Origin of the sequence: Serratia sp. 506_PEND (assembly GCF_001076875.1) — a bacterium.
Classification (GTDB): domain Bacteria; phylum Pseudomonadota; class Gammaproteobacteria; order Enterobacterales; family Enterobacteriaceae; genus Serratia; species Serratia marcescens.
Window position 1 is genome coordinate 197 of record NZ_JVEL01000347.1, and the last position, 3,027, is coordinate 3,223.

Sequence of the window (3,027 nt, forward strand, 5' to 3'; positions counted from 1 at the left end):
TAACCAATAACCAATAACCAATAACCAATAACCAATAACCAATAACCAATAACCAATAACCAATAACCAATAACCAATAACCAATAACCAATAACCACTGACTGGACTGAAGCCATTCATGAGTATATTTGCCTGAGCTTTACTCACGTCAATGAGAACGTGAGCTAAAGGGTAAGGAGAGTGACTGTGAGGTAATGGTAAGCGAGGTGGCGTGAGACTGGGGAATAGTCCAGGAATATACCGTCATCTTTAATAACCCGTTAAACGGAGTACGGGCCGGGAGATTGAGTTTATTTATTCAGAGTCAGTGTGCGAAGAATGATTAGCGCATTAAGCAGACGTTATTTTAACAGGGGATGAACATTGTAGTGCTGCATATCTCTGAACCTTTCTGTAAGCCCGTATAACCGTGTTTGAGATAACGGTAATGGAAATCTGTCAATGAATTGATTGCGTGGAACCTGATGCGTTACAGCGCGTTTTAGAAGGGCTATGGGTAGCTATTATCTGTGGGGGTTATGAATGCGGTAATAATGTCAATTCCTCAGTGGCTCTGCCGATTGTATAGTAGTCATTAGGAGCCCCATTGCTGGCAGACCGGCAGGAACAACGGCATCATCAGAGCTACCAGGTCATTGATTGCATTAAGGCTTACCACCCGGCCGTGCCAGATGTATAATGCTTCTTTTTTCATCAGCATACAAAATAAGGCAACCCATGGACGCAGAGAAAATTCAGTCAGATATCGATGCTCTTTTGACATACATGAACGATGACATGGAGAACCTCGGAGAAACGATCAAAACCGTTTCATTTGGATTCGATGCAGGCCAGAACGATCGCACTGCCATTGACGAGTTGCTTCACTGGTCGGAAGCGTATTTGTTAAAAATCATCAATATCTGCCATTCTCGTTCTCTTGTGCGTAAGGATTATGGCGGTTTTCAAGATGTCTCCCTGACAGAAGAAGGTCAGAGCCGCGCTATTTCAGTCAAACACGGGAAAAATCGTTCATACGAGTTAGGAGCCAGCATGCAAATTGCGACGTTAAATGTTCATGGGCCAGCACAGGTCGGCAATGGTAATACGCAAAACATTCACAATGTATTTAATCAGCTGCTTCAGCAGATCGAGGAGTCTTCAGCATCTGCAGAAGAAAAGCAGGAAGCCAAAAGCCGATTGGCTAAATTTCTGGAGCATCCTTTGGTTGGCTCTATCGTTGGAGGTCTTGCAGGTTCACTTCCTGGTCTGATGGGATGATGGAGGACCTTAAAGAAACTATTCGGCTGCGCTGTGCATTCTGCCGCTCGGAGCAGTTCGCCTTACCTTACACGGATTACTCACCTCCTGGTCACAGTTTTGTCATCTGTGCCAATTGTGGGAGGGAAAATGATGTGACATCTCTGCTCATCATCGCTAAATCGAAAGGGATGGAAATAGCCCGGGCGTATGCTGATGGGCTGGTTGAACAGATGAAGAAGGATCTGGTTAACTCTTTTAAAAATAATAAATTCATTAAGATAAAGTGATCGACCACGACAGCATTGAAGAACAATCCCTCAGGGAGTACAAATGACCAGAGAAGCGATAACGCCATTAAACTACACATCTTCTGCGATCGATGATCTGCGGGAGCTGGAGCGTAATTGTCTGCATGAAACACCGTATACGGCTTACGTGCTGCGCAATATGATAAACCTGCTTGAGAACAGCATTAAATTCATCCTGCCAAACTGCGCTGACTTTATTGCGCCTGAAGACCTGCGGCAGACGCATCTGGATCTGGCTCGTTTGCCTTACCCGGTGGTAACGTTTGAAATCCCCTGGGAGAAAGATATCCCTCTGGAACAGTATTCTGATATGCAGGTCCTTCGTTCAACAAAGCGAATTGCGTTGTGCTGGGAAGCTGTGACGACGCTGGAGCCAGTGCCGGGTATTAACCATGTGCTGGAGCATTTTCCCGGTGGCGGTGTTTTCGTCTGTTCCATCTATTGGGTTGATGAGCAGAATCGCTGGCAGATGAACTATGGAGGGATGTTTTACCCTTACGACAACCAACTGAATAAAACCACAGACATGACTCAGCGTCCTCCGGCAACCAGATTGGCGGTTGAATCGCTGCAGGAAGCGGGACTGGTTAAAAAGACTCAGTTGAAGCAATTCAGGGCTGAGCCTTTTATCGCACTGCCTGAATTTGCTGAACGTGCAGAAGGTATGATCGGAAGTCGCGACAAGCTGATGGCCGACATCATGATAAATACGCGTGATGAGTTGCAGTCATTTATCAACGCCTGCAGTGTCCTGAACTGTACCAACGTTATCGTAGATACCCTCACTCCGGCCGACAGCAAAACGCCCAGGTTCGTTCGGGGCAAGCGAGTCAAAGCGCCAGAGTCAGTGATTAAACCGCGTTTTACCTACAAAGTTCTGCAGATTTCGGATGAGCAACGATCTGTGAGTGGAGGAACGGGGATATGTACGGGATCGCATACAAAGCGTATGCATCTGCGCAGAGGGCACATCCGCCGCCTGGGTGAGAAATTGATCTGGATACGTCCTTCGGTGATTAATTCTGGCTCAGCGCTGGGGGCCGTGATGAAAGATTACCAGTTAAACAAATCATCGGATTAACGAGCTCACTGAGTAAGGCACTATCGGTGGTCTTCCTCAGTGGTTTTCAGGTACAGGGTCTGATTAACGTCCTCTGAACGTTTCACCATACAGCGCTGTAGCCCTGTTCTTTCAGTCGATGGCGGGTGCGCTTCACGTAAGTCGTGTCAACGAGGTCATCGGGGAGCAAATCACGGGTGATATTACAAATCGTCGCCAGTGCTGCGTCTGAGAGTTTAAACGTCCGTTGTAATCCGTAGTGGTCCCCGGTTTTTTGCATACTGATGTTATCAAATAACTCTCTGAAAAAATCCGTCTGTGAAGGTCTGCGGGCGTTGATAATCGCCTCTGCCGCTTCATCCCTGAATGTGACCTCCACCTCCTCCATACCCAGCGAGCGAATGATCCCGGCAATGT

General features: G+C 47.1%; 4 protein-coding genes. 3 read left to right on the forward strand and 1 reads right to left on the reverse strand.

The annotated features are described in order from the left end of the window. The first annotated feature begins 717 nt into the window (after positions 1-717). From ADK28_RS11045 to ADK28_RS32475, 3 genes are read left to right on the forward strand one after another with little or no spacing between them, the layout of a single operon-like run. Positions 718-1,260, forward strand: a complete 543-nt coding sequence (locus ADK28_RS11045) for a hypothetical protein (protein WP_048795678.1) — start codon at positions 718-720, stop codon at positions 1,258-1,260. Beyond that, positions 1,257-1,529, forward strand: a complete 273-nt coding sequence (locus ADK28_RS11050) for a hypothetical protein (protein ID WP_048795679.1) — start codon at positions 1,257-1,259, stop codon at positions 1,527-1,529. The genes ADK28_RS11045 and ADK28_RS11050 overlap by 4 nt, the downstream gene beginning before the upstream one ends. Positions 1,530-1,572: 43 nt before the next feature. Further along, positions 1,573-2,631 carry a hypothetical protein gene (locus ADK28_RS32475; protein WP_048795680.1) on the forward strand — a complete coding sequence of 353 codons (1,059 nt, stop codon included), beginning with the start codon at positions 1,573-1,575 and terminating at the stop codon, positions 2,629-2,631. Positions 2,632-2,713: 82 nt separating this feature from the next. On the opposite strand, the gene ADK28_RS11060 is transcribed toward ADK28_RS32475, so the two are convergent. Beyond that, the gene (locus ADK28_RS11060; RefSeq protein ID WP_239686236.1) at positions 2,714-3,025 is read right to left on the reverse strand and encodes a hypothetical protein; all 312 of its coding nucleotides are present in this window, start codon (positions 3,023-3,025) and stop codon (positions 2,714-2,716) included. Between the last annotated feature and the right edge of the window lie 2 nt (positions 3,026-3,027).

What these genes read in the sequence shown, in the direction of transcription:
- ADK28_RS11045 (WP_048795678.1), top strand. Translation starts at nt 718, where the DNA reads ATGGACGCAGAGAAAATTCAGTCAGATATCGATGCTCTTTTGACATAC.
- ADK28_RS11050 (WP_048795679.1), top strand. Translation starts at nt 1,257, where the DNA reads ATGATGGAGGACCTTAAAGAAACTATTCGGCTGCGCTGTGCATTCTGC.
- ADK28_RS32475 (WP_048795680.1), top strand. Translation starts at nt 1,573, where the DNA reads ATGACCAGAGAAGCGATAACGCCATTAAACTACACATCTTCTGCGATC.